The following is a 16,259-nucleotide window of genomic DNA, read 5'->3' as shown; positions in this document are numbered from 1 at the left end:
GGCCAACCCGTGGGAAGAGTTCGCCGAGAACGTCAAGCGCGGCGACAAGGTCAAGGGTCCGGTCAAGTCCATCACCGACTTCGGCGTGTTCGTGGGCCTGGCCCAGGGCATCGACGGTCTGGTGCACCTGTCCGACCTGTCCTGGCAAGAAACCGGCGAAGCTGCTGTGCGCAACTTCAAGAAGGGCCAGGAAGTCGAAGCCATCGTGCTGGCCGTGGACGTCGAGCGCGAGCGCATCTCCCTGGGCATCAAGCAACTGGACGCCGACCCCTTCACCAGCTACACCTCGGTCAATGACCGCGGCATGTCGGTGACTGGCAAGGTCAAGACCGTTGACGCCCGTGGCGCCGAGATCGAGCTGGCCGACGACGTGCTGGGCTATCTGCGCGCTTCCGAAATCAGCCGCGACCGCGTCGAAGACGCCCGCAATGTGCTGAAGGAAGGCGACGAAGTGACGGCCATCATCGTCAACATCGACCGCAAGACCCGCAACATCCAGCTGTCGATCAAGGCCAAGGACAGCGCTGACCAGCAAGAAGCCATGCAGCGCCTGTCCGCGACCAACGAGCGCGAGAACGCCGGTACCACCAGCCTGGGCGCCCTGCTGCGTGCCAAGCTGGACAACCAGAACAACGGCTGATAACCCTGTTCTGAGGGCGGCGAGGCTCTGCTAGCCTTGCTGCCCTGGTGACGCCCAAGGCTCGCCACTCTCACCGAGGGCGAGCCTTCTTTCTTCCCCCGCCAAAATTCCCGTCATGACCCGATCCGATCTTGTTGCCCACCTGGCCGAACGTTTCAGCCAGCTGAACCAGCGCGACACCGAGTTCGCGGTCAAGACCATCCTGGACGCCATGTCCGACGCCCTGTCCAAGGGCCACCGCATCGAGATCCGCGGCTTTGGCAGCTTCTCGATCAACCGCCGCCCGCCCCGCATGGGCCGCAACCCGCGCAGCGGCGCCCAGGTGCTGATCCCCGAGAAGCTGGTGCCCCACTTCAAGCCCGGCAAGGCCTTGCGCGAGGCCGTGGACGCCCAGTTGCCCGTGGACGACAAGTCCGAGGCCTGAGCCTCGCGGTGCCGCCGAGCCGGCGCCTAGAATCCCGCAATGCGTGTGTTCGTCTGGCTCCTGCGAGCCTTCATCTTCTTCGCCCTCTTCGCCTTCGCGCTGAACAACAGCCAGGAGGCCGAGGTGCATTGGTTTTTTGGCCATGAATGGCGCGCGCCCATGGTCATCATCGTGCTGGTGGCCTTTGGCTGCGGCGCGGCCCTGGGCGTGCTGGCCATGGTGCCGGCATGGTGGAAGCACCGCCGCGTGGCCCAGCGCCAGCAGCAGCTGACGGGCGAACCCGGCGACGTCCCCAGCCCCGAGGCCACGGCCCCCAACGCCAGCGTGGTGCGCGATGGACTTTGACCTGCGCTGGCTGCTGATCGCCCTGCCCGTAGCCTTTGCCCTGGGCTGGCTGGCCTCCAAGCTGGACACCCGGCAGTGGAAGCGCGAGCAGCGCGATGCGCCCAAGACCTTCTTCAAGGGCCTGAACCTGCTGCTCAACGAGCAGCAGGACAAGGCCATCGACGCCTTCATTGAGGCGGTGCAGAACGACCCCGACACCTCGGAGCTGCACTTCGCCCTGGGCAATCTCTTCCGCCGTCGCGGCGAGTACGAGCGCGCGATACGCGTGCACCAGCACCTGCTGCAGCGCGGTGACCTGCCCCTGACCGAGCGCGAGCGCGCCCAGCACGCCCTGGCGCAGGACTTCTTCAAGGCCGGACTCTTCGACCGCGCCGAAGAAGCCTATGCCGCCCTGCGCGGCACCGCCTTCGAGACCGAGGCCGAGCTGGCCCTGCTCTCGCTGTACGAGCGCTCGCGCGAGTGGCGCAAGGCCGCCGATGTGGCTCGCCATCTGGAACAGGGTGGCAGCGGCAGCTTTGCCGGCCGCATTGCCAACTACCTGTGCGAGCTGGCCCAGGAGGCCCAGGCCCAGGGCAATGGCGCCGAAGCGCAGAAGCTGCTGGCCGAGGCGCGCAAGGTGGCGCCGAGAGCGGCCCGTGCCCATGTGCTGGCCGGCCAGATGCTGGCCCGGCAAGAGCAGCCCGAGCAGGCCATGGCGGCCTATGCCGGCCTGCTCAGTGCCAGCCCCGAGGCCTTCCACCTGATCGCGCGCGACTATGCGGACGCAGCCCTGGCTGCCGGCTTGGCGCCACAGGCCCTGGCCATCCTGCAGGCCCAGTACCAGCGCAGCCCCGGCATGCAGTTGCTGGCCGCCATCGCCCGCCTGGACCCGGACGCCACGGCCCAGCGCCAGCGCTTGGTCGAGCATCTGCGAGCCGAGCCGAGCCTGTCGGCCGCTCGTGCTCTGGTGCTGCAGAGCGGGGCTCGCCTGAATGAGGAAGAAGCCCCCCTGCTCGCTGCCGCCCTGGACAAGGCCGTGCGTCCGCTGCAGCGCTACCGCTGCGCCGCCTGCGGCTTCGAGGCCCAGCACTATTTCTGGCAATGCCCGGGCTGCCTCAGCTGGGACAGCTATCCCCCGCGTCACGTCGAAGAGTTATGACCCACCCCCTACCGGCTTCGCCGGCCCCCTCAAGGGGGCGCACCCGACGGCCCGGCCGAGCCGGTTCCGTGGGTGGCGCGCGGGAATACAGAAGCGTTGCTGAGTCGCTCCAATGAGAATCGTCATCTGCATGAAGTGGGGCACGAAGTACGGCCCCGAGTATGTCAACCGCCTCTACGCCATGGTGCGTCGCCATCTGCGCGGCGAGTTCCGCTTCGTCTGCCTGACGGACCGCCATGAAGGCATACGCGCCGAGGTCGAGTGCCGCCCCATTCCGCCCCTGGACCTGCCCCCCGGCAGCCCGGAGCGCGGCTGGACCAAGCTCACCACCTTCAGCGATGACCTGGTCGAGAAATACGGCCTGAGAGGCACCGCCCTCTTCCTGGACCTGGATGTGGTGATCGTGGACGACATCACGCCCTTCTTCGAAGTGCCGGGCGAGTTCCTCATCATCCACGACTGGAAGCGCCCCTGGCGCATCACCGGCAATTCCTCGGTCTACCGCTTTGAGCTGGGGCGCCACCCCGACATCCTGGCCAAGTTCCGCCGCGAGTTCGACGCCATTCGCAAGCGCTTCCGCAACGAGCAGGCCTACCTCTCCGACGAGATGCAGCAAAAAGGCCTGCTCAAGTACTGGGACGCCGCCTGGTGCGCCAGCTACAAGTACCACTGCATTCCCGGCTGGCCGCGCAACTACTGGCAGGCTCCGCGCATCCCGGCGGGCGCCCGCATCCTGATCTTCCACGGCGTGGTGAACCCGCCAGACGCCCTGGCCGGACGCCATAACGGCAACTGGCGCCGCCCGCTGCCGGCGCCCTGGATTGCCGAGCATTGGCGCGAGTGAGCCCCCGATGAATGCGGACCATGGGCAAGCTACTTCTTTACGCGCACTACAGCGGCACAGCCTCGATTGACGGCTATGTCTTCCACACCTTGCAGCACTTCCGGGCCCTGGGCTATGAGGTGGTAGTCGCCAGCACCTCCGAAGTGCGCGACAAGGCGGCGCGGGCACGGCTTGAAGCCCTGGGTTGCCAGCTTCGACTCATCCCCAATATCGGCTACGACTTCTATGCTTGGCGCTGCGCCTTGCTAGAGCAGCGCGAGGCCCTGGGCACATTGGAAAGCCTGGTGCTGCTCAACAGCAGCGTGCACGGGCCTTTTTTCAGTCTGGCCGACTTCCTGAGCTTCTGCGAGTCCCAGGCCGCCGACGTTGTTGGGGCCACGCTCAGCCACGAGCCCCGGCCACATCTGCAGAGTTACTTCTTCCATTTCAAGCCTCGGGTTTTCCGCTCCAAGGCCTTCCTGGACTACTGGGACACGCTCAAGCCCTATGCAGACCGGCAATCGACCATCGATCACCACGAACTGGGCTTCAGCGACTACCTCAAGGCCTGCGGCTTTGATCTCGCCGCCTTCCATACCGCGCATGACAGCCAAAACCCTGCGCTCAAGCATCCCTATCTCCTGATGCGCAAGCGCCTGCCCTTCCTGAAACTGCGCAAGCTGCGCAAAGCCCGTCACCTGCTGCTGCAAGCGCGACTGCGCCTGCACGCCCTCCTGCTGCAGCCCGGCTGCTGACTGCAGCCTCTTACACACGCTTCCATGCTGCCCCTGATCTACATCAACTTGCAAAGGGATGCCGAGCGACACCGGCGGATGCAGTCGGAGTTCTCCCGGCTGGGCCTGCATGCCGATCGGCAGGAGGCCGTGCTTTGGACCGCCTTGAGCCCGGCCGAGCAAGCACGTCTTTACAGCGAAGAACTCAACAAGCGACAGTTCCACAAGACACTGAGCAATGGGGAGAAGGGCTGCTATGCCAGCCATCTTCAAGCCTGGAAAGACCTGATCGACTCCACACATGAGGCGCTGGTCGTGTTGGAAGATGATGTCCGGCTCGAACCGCAGTTCGCGGAAGTCATCACCGCCATCGGATCGCTTCCTCGTGGCTGGGACATGATCAAGCTCATCGGGCACCTTGACGCCAGGAGCGCTCCAAGCAGGCAAGGTCGCGCACAGCCCCTGTGCCCGGGGTACCAGCTGGTCGAGTACAAGCGTGTTCCAAGCCTCACCGCGGGCTATGTGATCAGCCGTGCCGGGGCTGCCAAGCTCTTGCAAGGGCGCATCCCCTTCGGCCGCCCCATCGATGTCGATTTGCGCCATTGGTGGGAGACCGAACTCTGCATACAAGGTGTCAGCCCGGCCGCGATTGCGCTGGACGAGACCAGCGAGCAGAGCTCCATCGGCGCCAAGACCCCCGACACCCTGGCCATGACCTGGCGAAAGTTCCGCCGCAAGGCCCGCTACACCCTTCTGAACTACTGGCATCGTCGATGAGCAAGAAGCCCTTGGTGCTTGTATCTTGGGACGGCAGCGCCACGCCCCTGGCCATGATCCATCTGGATGCCGCCGCCGAGTTCGACTGGGTACTGTTCGACTACACGGGACGGCATCCTGCAGGCGAACTCCAGTTGCGGCATCAGTCCTGCACCGTGCTGTCGGCTCGGACCGAGTGCAAGGGGGAGATCTACCAGGCTCTGGCCGAGCACTTGGCCATGCAGGGCCGCTGCCCCGAATATGTCGGCCTGATCGATGACGATGTGCTGCTGAGCGTCAGCGACATCAACCGCGCCTTGCACCTGGGGCGTTGCGAAGGCCTGGACAGCTTCTCGCCCGTGCTCAGCCACGACAGCGTCTTCACCCATCGCTGGACCCTGCAGCAGCCCCATCGCTTCTACCGCCCGGTGGACTGGATCGAGGTGATGATGCCCTTCTACCGCGGCGAGCTCTTCCTGGCCGGGCGTCCTCATTACGCGGGCAACATCTCTTCCTGGGGCATCGACAAGTACCTCATGCCCACCCTGCAGCAGATTGGCGACTGGCCCCGCACCGCCCTGATCGATGCGGTGGTGGCGAGCCACCGGCGCCCCGTCACCAGCGGGCAGAAGATCTACCGGAATGGACGCAGCGCCGGCGAGGAAAGCGCGGCCATGCGGGCGCTGTGCCTGCGCCTGATCGCAGAGCAGAAGCCCGAGCTGCTGGGCAGCGACTGGCACCGCCGCATCTTCCTGCAGCGCCATGCACGCACGCGCTGGCAGCAGCTGGCCTACGGGCTGGGCCGCCCGCTTCGCCGCTGGCTGGACCAGAGCACCTGAGCGGGTCTGGACTCAGGTCGGCGCCGAGCCACCCCGTATCACCGCGGCATAGCGGTCGCGCATGAGCGCCAGGCCATGCGCCTGACAGGCCTGATCACGGGCTGCACTGCCCAGCCGCTGGGCCAAGTCTTCGTCGGTGAGCAGGCGCCAGAGTGCCTCAGCCAGCGCATCGGCATCGCCCGGCGGCACCAGCAAGCCGGTACGTTCCGTCTCCAGCACGCCCTCCACCCCTGGTGCCGCCGTGGCCACGCAGGCGCAGGCTGCCGCCATGCCCTCCACCAGGGCCAGGGGCATGCCTTCCCAGCGCGTGGACAGCACAAAGACCCGGCTGCTCATGAGCAGCGACGGCACTTGCGGATGCTGACCGAGAAACTCGACCTGATCGGCCAAGCCCAGGCGCTCAGCCTCACGCTGCGCCGCCTTCAAATGCGAACGACCGCCGCTGCCGGCAAACTTGAGCGGCACCCTCAGCCCGCGTTCACGCAGCTTGGCCAGCGCACGCAGCAAGGTCTGGGGATCCTTCTGCCGGGCAAAGCGCGCCACCATCACGATCTGCGGCACGCGCTGGGCCATGGGCAGCAAACTGGCGGCCGGAAAGCGATCCAGCTGAATGCCATTGGGTATGGCCAAGGTCTTGTCCGACGGCATACCCAGTTGCAGCAGACTGCGACGCACCCCCTCCGAGACGCCGATCATGCGCTCGGTATGCGGCGCCAAGCGACGCGCTTGCCAACGCCGCCAGGGCGTGTAGCGCTCCCGGGAGTTGTGCTCCACCTGTATCAGGCGCGGCACCCCGGCCAGCAAGCCTGCCCAACGACCAAGCAAATGCTCGGGAAAGCCATGTGCCACCAGCACCTGCGGCCGCCAGCCCCGGCAAAGACGCCACAGCGCCAAGACGGTGGCCAGATGCGTCCAGCCCGGCAGCACCTGTACGGCAATGCCTTGCGCGCGCAAGGCCTCAAGCCGCGCCGCATCGGTATTGGACTTGCGGCGCAGAACCAGCAGCACCTCCATGTCAGTCTGATCCTGGGCCGCGCGGCACAAGTCCACGGCCACTTGCGTCGCACCGGAAAACCCGCCGGTGACGAAATGCAGCACACGCTGAACGGGGCGCGCGGTCAGGCCCGCAGCCGAATCTGCGCCTCCCGGCGCCGTGCAAGTTTTGGACATGCGGCAGTGTATCGGCTGCCCCACGCCGAACGTCGCAGCAAACCCGGCGACAATTCAGGCCCAGCAGCACACAGCCCCTAGCCCCATCGTGAGTGAGCCCCAGCCGGATCTGAAGACCACCGCGCGTCAAGTCGTGAGCTTTGTCCGCCCCTATCGCTGGGGCGCCGCACTCACCCTGTTGGCCTATCTGGGCGCCGCGATCACCGAGCCGCTGATCCCGCATCTGATCAAGACCGTCTTCAGCGACGGCTTCAAGCCCGATGCCTTTTCGGTGTGGTGGGTGCCCGTGGCGCTTATCGGTCTCTACATCGTGCGAGGCATCTTCGGATTCCTGGGCTCGTACTTGCTGAGCTGGACGACGTGGCGCACGGTCATGGACTTGCGCCGCGCACTGGCCGACACCCTGCTCAAGGCCGATGCCACGGTCTACACCAGCCTGCCAGCCGGCAATGCCGTCAGCAAAGTCGTCAACGATCCGCATCAGTTCATGACCTTGCTGGCCGGGGCCTCCATCACGGTGCTGCGTGACGGCCTGCCCACCATCGCCACCCTGGGCTATCTGCTCTATCTCAACTGGCAGCTTACCCTGCTCTCGCTGGTCACCCTGCCCCTCATGGCCTATGTGATGAAGCGCATCAACCGGCGCGTGCAGCGTATCGGAGCGCTGAGCTATGACGCCCAGATGCGCTTGGCTGCCAAGGTCGATGATCTGGTGCGCGCCTGGCGCGTGGTGCGCAGCTTTGATGCGGCCGCCCATGAACGGGAGCAGTTTGCCAGCCTGAGCAAGGACGCCCAGCAGCAAGCCCTGAAGAATTCAGCCACCAATGCCACCATCCAGCCCCTGTCCCAGCTGGTGGCCGCCATTGGTCTGTCCTTGATCATCACCATTGCCCTGCTGCAGGCCCGTGAGAACAACACCGGTGTCGGCGAGTTCGCGGCCTTTGTCACGGCCCTGCTGCTGCTGAGCTCGCGTCTGCGCCATCTCTCGGAACTCTCGCAACCCATCGTCAATGGCCTGGTGATTGCGCGTGCCTGCTTCAGTCTTTTCCAGCTGCCCGCCGAGCCCGACACCGGGCAACGCAGCCTCAAGACACCGGTCAAGGGCGACCTGGATCTGCAGGACATCCGTCTGCAGTACCCCGGCGCCGAAACGCCAGCGCTGGAAGGCTTGAGCCTCAAGATCCCTGCCGGCAAGACCACGGCCCTGATCGGGGCCTCGGGCGCGGGCAAAAGTTCGGTCATCCATCTGTTGCTGGGCTTTGCCCAGCCGGATGGCGGCCGCATCCTGCTCGACGGCGAGGACGCCGCGGACATCAAGAAGGCCGAGCTGCGCCGGCAATTTGCCGTGGTCTCGCAGGACATCGTGCTCTTCGACAGCTCCATTGCCGAGAACGTGGCCTATGCCCAGGCCAAGGACCCCGCACGCCTGGAACAGGTGCTGCGCGCGGCTCACCTCTGGGACTTTGTGCAGAGCCTGCCGCAAGGCCTGGACACCCCCGTGGGTGCCAATGGCAGCAAGCTCAGCGGCGGCCAGCGCCAGCGCCTGGCCATCGCCCGGGCCCTCTACAAGGAAGCGCCCATCTGGGTCTTTGACGAAGCCACCTCGGCACTGGACACGGAAAGCGAGCGCGCGGTCCAGCAAGCGCTGGAGCAATGGCAAGGCAAGAAGACCCTGATCCTGATTGCCCACCGCCTGTCCACGGTACGTGCGGCCGATGCCATCCATGTGCTGGCCCAGGGACGGGTGCTGGAGTCCGGCAGCCATGCCGAGCTGATGGCGCGTGGCGGCGCCTATGCCGCCATGGTCCAGGCCCAGGTGGGGGACTGAGTCATGCCGGCGCGCGCGGCTTCGCAGACGCGCCGCCACTGGCTGCAACTGGGCCTGCTGCACCTGCCCCTCTTGCACCCGGCCCTGGGCGCCCAGGCCCAAAGCCCGCTGCTGGAACTCAACCAGGCCGACCGGGCCGAACTCGAATCCCTGCCCGGCATCGGCCCGCAGCTGGCCGAGCGCCTGCTCGCCGAGCGCGCCCGCGCGCTCTTCAATGACTGGCCGGACCTGCTGCGCCGCGTGCGCGGCCTGGGCCCAAGCCTGGCACGCCGACTCTCCGGGGCCGGGCTGCGGATCAATGGCCATGCCTACGAGGCCCCTGCGCCTCAGGAACGCTGAGCCCAGTCGGCGGCTCGCCTCAAGCCTTGGCGGCCTGGGCGAAGCCGGCGCGACGCTTGCGCATCAGCGCCGGGTCCACGCTGGGCGGCTGGGTGGGCCAAGCAAAGAACTGCTGCACCTCGGCACGGCGCGCCAGGGTGTCGGTCATGCCCAGCATGATCAGGTCGCCGGTATAGGAGGGCTCGAAGAGCAGATAGCTGGTGAGGGCCGAGCCGCTGGCCAGCTTGCCCTCGCCAGCCACGCCCACGCTGCGCAGCATGGCCCGTATGGGGGGCGGCAGGCTGCCCTGGTGCTCGGCGGCCATATCGTCCAGGCGCCGGCTCGGCGCAATGACCAGCACGTCCACCGGACGCAAGCTCGTGTTGCGCCGCGCCTCGGGCGAAAGCAGGGACAGGGTGTGGTTGATGCGCTGCATGCGCTCCACATCCACCGCCAGCGCATCCAGGAAGATATTGGAGAGCGCATGACCGGCAATCTGCGCCATGCTGGGATGGCCGGTGTTGAGCACCTGCCGCGAGCCCGCCGGCTCGTGCATGCGGCCGGCGCCGATGACCAGCACACGCTGAGCCCCCAGGTGAACCGCGGGCGAGATGGGCGCGCTCTGCCGCATGGAGCCGTCGCCAAACCACTCCTTCTGCCCTCCCAGCTCAAGCTCCTCGGCCGGAAAGATGAAGGGAATGGCAGAGGAGGCCATCAGATGGGACAGGGTGAGTTCCGTCCGCACCGCCAGCCGCTGGGAGCGCAGCCAAGGTTCAATGGCCTCACGGGTCTGATAGAAGGTGACGTGCTGACCACTGGTGTAGCTGGAACCGCTGATCGCCAGGGCGCGCAGATGCCCCTGGGCCAGCATTTCGTCCAGCCGCTCCAGCCGGGTCCAGCGTGCCAGCAGATCACGCAGCGGCGCGTTATCCAGCAGGCTGCGCGGGCGGCTTCGGCGCCAGCGCGCCAGGGCCCAGCCCAGGCTCATCATGGTCATCCAGCGTGCCCCGGTCCGTATCACGCCCAGGGAGTCGGCCGCATACACCTGATCCACATGGATGTTCTGCCAGATGTGCATGAGGCCGTCGACCGCCGCATCGAAGTCGTCGGCATAGCTCGCCAGGGTGGCCGCATTGATGGCCCCGGCAGAGGTACCGGCAATGATGGGAAAGGGGTTGGGCGCCCCGCTGCCCCCCATGCCGGCATCGCGGCGCAGCTGGGCCAGGGCCGCCAGCACGCCCACCTGGTAGGCCGCGCGCGCACCGCCGCCGGTCAGGATCAGACCGGTGGCCGGTAGCGTGGCATTGTTGGAGGGCGGAACAAGCTGCACACCCGCAGCTTACGTCCACTGCCCCGGCTGCAAGCCATGAACAGGGGCGCAAGCACTGGCCAGTCGCGGCCGCGCGACAGGCCAGCGCATTCCCGCGGGTCCGACTCAGTCGTAGATGATCTGGGCGCCCTGCAGGGGCGCCGCGGGCTGGGCCGGTGCGCCCGCGGTGCCGGCGGGGGGCGCCGCCGGTGGCGCGAAGCGCTGCAGCAGCTGCAGGGCCTCCTCGCAGGGCCAGAAGCGGCTGTCCTCGCCCAGATCCAGCTGGACCTGACCCTGAGCCAGGACGTGATGGGTGCGCACCTTCAAGCCCTGGACCAGGCTGCCCTGTTCGCCCTCCACGCGCTTGGCAGGCCATTGGCGCAGCAGCTCGGCCAGAGGCGGTAGCTCCCGCCGCACCGGCACATAGACATAGCGGCCAAAGCGCGCCCGCGCCGCCGCCAGGCTCCACACCTGCTGGATGTTCATGCGCAGGCCGCCCGAGAAACGGTCGTTCTGGACCTTGCCCGAGGCGATGATCAGCTCGTCTTCGGCTAGCAGTTCCTTGTTGGCATTGAGCAGTTCCTCGTTAACCACGGCCTCGATGGCATCGCTCTTGTCGTCCAGCTTGAAGATGGCCACCCGGCCGCGGTTGCCATTGATGACCCGCATATCGCTGACGATGCCGGCCACCATCACCGGATCGCGGCTGTCCTGCAGCTCGGCGATACGGCGCTTGACCACACGCCGCACCTCCTCGCCGTTCTGGTCGAAGAGATGGCCGCTGAGGTAGTAGCCAATGGCCGTCTTCTCGTGGCTTAGCTTTTCCTTGATGCTCCAGGGCGCCACTTCCACCAGGGGCGGCTCGGCCGTGGAGGAGCCATGGGTGCTGTCGTCGAAATCGAACAGGCCACCCTGGTTGGCATTGGCCTGCAGGTTCTCGGCATAGGTGTAGCCCAGGGCCACGCTGGCCAACAGGCGGGCGCGGTCGGGCTCCAGCACATCGAAGGCGCCGGCCTTGATCAGGGCCTCCACCACGCGCTTGTTCACCTGCTTGCGGTCCACCCGCACGCAGAAGTCGAAGAAGCTCTTGAAGGGCCCGCCCTCATTGCGCGCCGCCACGATGGCCTGGATGGCGCCCACGCCCGTGCCCTTGACGGCGCCCAGGCTGTAGTTGACCTTCTTGGGCCCCAGGGGCTCGAAGCGGTGCACGCCCAGATTGACATTGGGCGGCTCGAACTCAATGCCGAAGAGCTTGGCATCGTTGAGCAGGACCTTGAGCTTGTCGGTGTCGTCCGACTCGATGGTCATGTTGGCGGCGAAGAACTCCGCCGTGAAATGCACCTTGAGCCAGGCCGTGTGATAGGCCAGCAGGGAGTAGGCGGCGGCGTGCGACTTGTTGAAGCCGTAGCCCGCGAACTTCTCCATCAGGTCGAAGACCTCGTCGGCCTTGTTCTGGTCAATGCCCTTCTCCGCGGCGCCCTTGCGGAACATCTCGCGGTGCATGGCCATCTCTTCGGCCTTCTTCTTGCCCATGGCCCGGCGCAGCATGTCGGCGCCGCCGAGGCTGTAGCCGCCCAGCACCTGGGCCGTCTGCATCACCTGCTCCTGGTAGACCATGATGCCGTAGGTCTCGGCCAGCACCGGCTCGGTCAGGGGGTGTGGATACTCGACCACCTCCTTGCCGTGCTTGCGCGCGACGAAGGTCGGGATCAGGTCCATGGGGCCTGGGCGGTACAGCGCGTTCAGGGCGATCAGGTCCTCCAGACGCGAGGGCTTCGCGTCCTTCAGCATCTTCTGCATGCCGCTGGATTCAAACTGGAACACCGACTCGGTCAGGCCATCCGAGAAGAGCTTGTAGGTCTTCTTGTCGTCCAGCGGGATCTTCTCGAAGGCGAAGTCCCTCTGCTCCGGATAGCGCGCGACGATGAAGTCCTTGGCCAGCTCCAGGATGGTCAGCGTGGCCAGGCCCAGAAAGTCGAACTTCACCAGGCCGATGGCCTCGACGTCATCCTTGTCGTACTGGCTCACCGCGCTGGTGGAGCCCGGCTGCTGGTACTGGGGGCAGAAGTCGGTGATCTTGCCCGGCGCGATCAGCACGCCACCGGCGTGCATGCCGATGGAGCGCACCGTGCCCTCCACGCGGGCGGCCAGCTCCAGCAGGCCGGCCACTTCCTCGTCCTCCCGCTCGCGCTCCTCGATCTCGGGCGACTCGTGGCGGGCATAGACCATCTTGGCCTTTTCCGGGTCGAAGTCCGGCGGCAGCTTGGCCAGGGTCACGGTCTTGCCCGGGGGCGCCGGCACCAGCTTGGCGATCGAGTCCACATGGCCGAAGCCCATGCCCAGCACCCGGCCGATATCGCGCAGCGCGCCCTTGGCCGCCATGGTGCCGAAGGTGGCAATCTGGCTCACGGCGGGGCGGCCGTACTTGTCCTTGACGTAGTCGATGACGCGGTCGCGGTTGCCCTGGCAGAAGTCGATGTCGAAGTCGGGCATGGACACCCGCTCCGGGTTCAGGAAGCGCTCGAACAGCAGGTTGTACTGCAGCGGATCCAGGTCCGTGATCAAGAGCACATAGGCCACCAGCGAGCCGGCGCCGGAGCCCCGGCCCGGCCCCACGGGGCAGCCGTTCATCTTGGCCCAGCGGATGAAGTCACCCACGATCAGGAAGTAGCCCGGAAAGCCCATCTTGATGATGGTGTCCAGCTCGAATTCCAGGCGCTCCACATAGCGCGGCCGCTCGGCCTCGCGCTTGGCGGGATCGGGGAAGAGCAGCTGCAGGCGCTCCTCCAGCCCCTCGAAGGAGAGCTGGCGGAAGTACTGCGCCATGGGCATGGGCGTGCCATCTTCCAGCAGCGGCGTGGGGAAGTTGGGCAGCTGCGGCTTGCCCAGCACCAGGCTCAGGCTGCAGCGCCGTGCGATCTCCACCGTGTTGGCAATCGCGCTGGGAATGTCGGCGAACAGCGCCTCCATCTCGGCCTGCGTCTTGAAATACTGGCCCGGCAGGAAACGCTTGATGCGCTTGGGATTGGCCAGGGTCTCGCCATCGGCAATGCAGACCCGCGCCTCATGGGCGTCATAGTCTTCCTCGGCAAGAAACTGAATGGGATGGGTGGCCACCACCGGCAGCTGCAGCTCGGCCGCCAGGGGCACGCTGGCCCGCACCAGGGCCTCCTGGCCGGGCAGGCCGGCGCGCTGCAGCTCGATGTAAAAGCGTCCCGGGTACAGCGCCGCCAGGCGGCGTGCCCAGTCCATAGCGCGGGCCTTGTCGCCGGCCAGCAGGGCCTGACCCAGACCGCCGAACTGCGCGCCCGAGAGGCAGATCAGGCCCTCGTGCAGCTCTTGCATCCACTCCCATTTGAGGCAGGCCTGGTTGCGCTGCACATTCTGAATCCAGGCCCGGGAGAGCAACTCGCTCAGATTCAGATAGCCCTGGCTGTCCTGCACCAGCAGCAGCACCCGGGTGGCGGGCCGGTCCGAGGCCTCGGGCTCGATCCAGCAGTCCGCGCCCAGCACCGGCTTCACGCCGTTCTTGCGGCAAGCGTTGTAGAACTTGACGCCCCCGAACAGATTGGCCAGATCGGCCAGCCCCAGGGCCACCTGCCCGTCCTTGGCGGCCGCCTTGGCCGCATCGTCGACGCGCAGGGTGCCGTCAACGACGGAAAACTCGGTATGGGTACGCAGGTGAACAAAAGCCATCTATCGATTGTACGGAGGGGGGCCGGCGGCTATGCTCCGCCCCCATGAGCAAGACCTGCCCCCCGCTCCGCGCCATGCTTACGCTGCTGGGCTCCGCCCTGCTGAGCCTGGGCGCGACCGCGCAAGCTCAGGCGCCGGCCGCCAAGCCCGCCCGCAGCGCTGCCGACATCCTGGCCCAATCGCCCGCCAGCGACTGGCGCAGCCCGGATCCCCGGGACACCGTGCTGATGGAGTTGCAGACCGCGCGCGGCCCCGGCCAGGTGCTGATCGAGCTGGCGCCACGCTTCGCGCCACGCCATGTGGCCAATATCCGCAGCCTGACACGCGCCGGCTACTACGACGGCCTGGCCGTCCTGCGGGTCCAGGACAACTTCGTCACCCAATGGGGCGATCCCGATACCGACAAGCCGGACAAGGCCCGCCCCCTGGGCGAGGCACAGGCTCGCCTACCTGCCGAGTTCTCCATCGCCTACAAGGATCTGCCCATCAGCCGACTGCCCGATGTGGATGGCTGGGCGCCGGTGAGCGGCTTTGTGGATGGTTTCCCCATGGCCGCCCAGCCCGAGGCCGACAAGGCCTGGCTGACGCATTGCTACGGCATGGTGGGCGCGGGCCGCGGCAATGCACCCGACTCCAGCACCGGCAGCTCGCTATACACCGTGATCGGCCATGCCCCGCGGGGGCTGGACCTCAACATCACCCTGGTGGGGCGCGTGATCCAGGGCATGGAGCTGCTGGCCAGCCTGCCGCGCGGCGGCGGCGCCATGGGCTTTTACGAGCAAGCCGAGCAGCGCAGCCCCATCCAGCGCGTGCGCCTGCTGGCGGACATGCCCGATGCCGAGCGCCCTCGCCTGCAGCTGCTGCGCACCGACAGCAAGACCTGGCTCGAACTGCTGGACGCACGCCGTCACCGCAGCGGCTGGTTTGTGCACAGCCCGGCTCATATCGAGGTCTGCAGCGCCGGCGTGCCCAGCCGTCCGGCCCCCTGAACCAGCCCTCGCCATGGGGCGATGGGCGCTCGACCGGGGCGGCTGACGCACTTTGCCTACAATCCAGGCCCTCGCCATGCTGTATCCCGCCCCCGTTCTCAATATCTCGGCCTACAAGTTCGTAGGGCTGCCCGACTGCGCCGCGCTGCGCGACACCCTGCATGAGCGCGCCAAGCAGCTGGCGCTGCGTGGCACGGTGCTGCTGGCCGAGGAAGGCATCAATCTCGTCCTGGCGGGCGCGCCCGAGGCAGTGCGTGGCTGGGTGGAGGCGCTGCGTGCTGACGAGCGCTTTGCCGATCTGGCGCCCAAGGAGAGCTGGTCCGAGACCGTGCCCTTTCGCAAGCTGCTGGTCAAGGTCAAGCCCGAGATCATCCGCATGAACCACCCGACCATCCGGCCGGACCGCGCCGAGCGCGCTCCCGCCCTGCCCGCGGCCACACTGGCACGCTGGCTGGATCAGGGCCATGACGATGAGGGTCGTCCGGTCGTGACCCTGGACACCCGCAACGCCTTCGAGGTGGACTACGGCAGCTTCGAGCGAGCCCTGGACTGGCGCATCAGCAAGTTCAGCGAATTCCCCGAGGCCGTTCAGCACCACCGCGAGGCCCTGCAGGGCAAGACCGTGGTGAGCTTCTGCACCGGTGGCATACGCTGCGAGAAGGCCGCGCTCTATCTGCAGGAGCAAGGCCTGAGCGACACGCCCATCTACCAGCTCGAAGGCGGCATCCTCAAGTACTTCGAGGAGGTGGGCGGCAAGCACTACCAGGGCAGCTGCTTCGTCTTTGATGAGCGTGAGGCCCTGAACGCCGGTCTGGCCCCGGACACCGAGGTGCAGCGTCCCGCCAGCGAGGCCCACCGGGCGCGCTGAGCCCGGCGCCTCGTCCCATCCACCATGGCTGCCGAAACCACGAGCCCCGCCGCCTGGCTGCTGCGCCTGGCGGGCGTGATGCTGCTGGCCCTGGCCCTGGGTAGCGCCGCCTTCCGGGCGCCGGCCCGCAGCCTGGAAAGCCTGGTCCAGCGCTGGGCCCCGCCGCCCTCGGACTTCGTCGAGCTGGGCGCCCAGCTCATGCACTACCGCGACGAAGGCCCTCGCAGCGATCCCCTGCCCCTGCTGATGCTGCATGGCAGCGCTTCCAGCCTTCACAGCTGGGATGCCTGGGCCGCGGCGCTCAGCGCCCAGGGCCGGCGGGTGGTGCGCCTGGACCTGCCCGGCTTCGGCCTGAGCGGACCGGCCACCGGCGGCGACTATG

Annotated in this window: 16 protein-coding genes; 13 read left to right on the top strand and 3 right to left on the bottom strand. The window is 67.1% G+C overall.

Translation table 11 applies throughout. The features are described from left to right. From ACK5F2_RS13655 to ACK5F2_RS13620, 8 genes are all read left to right on the top strand, one after another. Window positions 1-640, top strand: a 640-nt coding sequence (locus ACK5F2_RS13655) for a S1 RNA-binding domain-containing protein (RefSeq protein WP_409865452.1), incomplete at its 5' end; no start/stop codon positions are given. A gap of 115 nt (window positions 641-755) precedes the next feature. Then, window positions 756-1,064: an integration host factor subunit beta gene (locus ACK5F2_RS13650; protein WP_409865449.1), complete on the top strand. Its 309-nt coding sequence runs from the start codon at window positions 756-758 to the stop codon at window positions 1,062-1,064. A 39-nt stretch (window positions 1,065-1,103) separates the two neighbouring features. Then, window positions 1,104-1,409, top strand: a complete 306-nt coding sequence (locus ACK5F2_RS13645) for a lipopolysaccharide assembly LapA domain-containing protein (protein ID WP_409865447.1) — start codon at window positions 1,104-1,106, stop codon at window positions 1,407-1,409. Further along, on the top strand, window positions 1,399-2,547 hold the full coding sequence (lapB, locus tag ACK5F2_RS13640) for a lipopolysaccharide assembly protein LapB (RefSeq protein ID WP_409865445.1): 1,149 nt from the start codon (window positions 1,399-1,401) through the stop codon (window positions 2,545-2,547). Before ACK5F2_RS13645 ends, lapB begins: the two co-directional genes overlap by 11 nt. A gap of 112 nt (window positions 2,548-2,659) precedes the next feature. Further along, window positions 2,660-3,391, top strand: coding sequence for a glycosyltransferase (locus ACK5F2_RS13635; protein ID WP_409865442.1), 732 nt, complete (start codon window positions 2,660-2,662; stop codon window positions 3,389-3,391). A gap of 20 nt (window positions 3,392-3,411) precedes the next feature. After that, on the top strand, window positions 3,412-4,125 hold the full coding sequence (locus ACK5F2_RS13630; RefSeq protein ID WP_409865441.1) for a rhamnan synthesis F family protein: 714 nt from the start codon (window positions 3,412-3,414) through the stop codon (window positions 4,123-4,125). Window positions 4,126-4,149: 24 nt separating this feature from the next. Further along, window positions 4,150-4,881: a glycosyltransferase family 25 protein gene (locus ACK5F2_RS13625; protein ID WP_409865439.1), complete on the top strand. Its 732-nt coding sequence runs from the start codon at window positions 4,150-4,152 to the stop codon at window positions 4,879-4,881. After that, window positions 4,878-5,699: a hypothetical protein gene (locus tag ACK5F2_RS13620; RefSeq protein WP_409865437.1), complete on the top strand. Its 822-nt coding sequence runs from the start codon at window positions 4,878-4,880 to the stop codon at window positions 5,697-5,699. Before ACK5F2_RS13625 ends, ACK5F2_RS13620 begins: the two co-directional genes overlap by 4 nt. Window positions 5,700-5,711: 12 nt before the next feature. On the opposite strand, the gene ACK5F2_RS13615 is transcribed toward ACK5F2_RS13620, so the two are convergent. After that, window positions 5,712-6,869 carry a glycosyltransferase gene (locus ACK5F2_RS13615; RefSeq protein ID WP_409865436.1) on the bottom strand — a complete coding sequence of 386 codons (1,158 nt, stop codon included), beginning with the start codon at window positions 6,867-6,869 and terminating at the stop codon, window positions 5,712-5,714. An 88-nt stretch (window positions 6,870-6,957) separates the two neighbouring features. Between ACK5F2_RS13615 and ACK5F2_RS13610 the strand changes: the two genes are divergently transcribed. Together ACK5F2_RS13610 and ACK5F2_RS13605 are read left to right on the top strand one after the other, a co-directional pair. After that, window positions 6,958-8,697 carry an ABC transporter transmembrane domain-containing protein gene (locus tag ACK5F2_RS13610; protein ID WP_409865435.1) on the top strand — a complete coding sequence of 580 codons (1,740 nt, stop codon included), beginning with the start codon at window positions 6,958-6,960 and terminating at the stop codon, window positions 8,695-8,697. A gap of 3 nt (window positions 8,698-8,700) precedes the next feature. Further along, entirely contained in the window at window positions 8,701-9,036 is a 336-nt protein-coding gene (locus ACK5F2_RS13605) for a ComEA family DNA-binding protein (protein WP_409865433.1), read from the top strand. Between the two features lie 19 nt (window positions 9,037-9,055). Here ACK5F2_RS13605 and ACK5F2_RS13600 read toward each other — a convergent pair whose 3' ends face one another. Together ACK5F2_RS13600 and dnaE are read right to left on the bottom strand one after the other, a co-directional pair. Beyond that, a complete protein-coding gene (locus ACK5F2_RS13600; protein WP_409865431.1) occupies window positions 9,056-10,345 on the bottom strand; it encodes a patatin-like phospholipase family protein in 1,290 nt (429 codons plus the stop codon). A 105-nt stretch (window positions 10,346-10,450) separates the two neighbouring features. Beyond that, window positions 10,451-14,020: a DNA polymerase III subunit alpha gene (dnaE, locus tag ACK5F2_RS13595; protein ID WP_409865429.1), complete on the bottom strand. Its 3,570-nt coding sequence runs from the start codon at window positions 14,018-14,020 to the stop codon at window positions 10,451-10,453. Window positions 14,021-14,094: 74 nt separating this feature from the next. On the opposite strand from dnaE, the gene ACK5F2_RS13590 reads away from it, so the two are divergent. From ACK5F2_RS13590 to ACK5F2_RS13580, 3 genes are all read left to right on the top strand, one after another. Then, the gene (locus ACK5F2_RS13590) at window positions 14,095-15,009 is read left to right on the top strand and encodes a peptidylprolyl isomerase (RefSeq protein ID WP_409865427.1); all 915 of its coding nucleotides are present in this window, start codon (window positions 14,095-14,097) and stop codon (window positions 15,007-15,009) included. 76 nt (window positions 15,010-15,085) lie between these two features. Beyond that, the gene (locus tag ACK5F2_RS13585; protein ID WP_409865426.1) at window positions 15,086-15,877 is read left to right on the top strand and encodes a sulfurtransferase; all 792 of its coding nucleotides are present in this window, start codon (window positions 15,086-15,088) and stop codon (window positions 15,875-15,877) included. Between the two features lie 24 nt (window positions 15,878-15,901). Further along, window positions 15,902-16,259 (top strand): alpha/beta fold hydrolase (locus ACK5F2_RS13580; RefSeq protein ID WP_409865424.1); only part of this gene is annotated, 358 nt, incomplete at its 3' end.

The sequence above is a fragment of the Roseateles sp. genome (genome assembly GCF_046300915.1).
In the GTDB taxonomy this organism is placed as follows: Bacteria; Pseudomonadota; Gammaproteobacteria; order Burkholderiales; family Burkholderiaceae_C; genus Kinneretia.
The sequence above is the reverse complement of the archived record's forward strand: the minus strand, read 5'-3'. Positions and strand labels throughout refer to the sequence as shown.